This window comes from Leifsonia sp. SIMBA_070 (assembly GCF_046534635.1).
Classification (GTDB): Bacteria; Actinomycetota; Actinomycetes; order Actinomycetales; family Microbacteriaceae; genus Leifsonia.
In genome coordinates this window covers 1-240 of sequence record NZ_JAWRYK010000865.1, presented here as the reverse complement: position 1 = coordinate 240, position 240 = coordinate 1, and the positions used below count along the sequence as shown (strand labels likewise).

Below are 240 nucleotides of genomic sequence, written 5' to 3'. Positions count from 1 at the left end.
GCCCGAGGCCGTCGATCTGGATACACAGCAGTCCGGGTTCACCCGAAACCGGCGCATGAGTGCGGCGCAGTCGCTGCCTGCGCACCTGCATCAGCCGGTACGCGGTATTCGACCGTGATGCGATGGCGCCGCCGACCACGGAGGTGAACAACGACAGCAACGTCGCCATCAAGACTGCGTCCCAAGCTCTTTCGACCGAGGCCACCGGGACGATGTTCAGTGTCAGGAGCATGATCGCAC

1 protein-coding gene is annotated in these 240 nt (G+C 63.8%); it reads right to left on the bottom strand.

From position 1 onward, the window contains the following. Nucleotides 1-240: hypothetical protein (locus SB754_RS22690; protein ID WP_410784524.1), on the bottom strand; the 240-nt coding region annotated here is incomplete at both ends.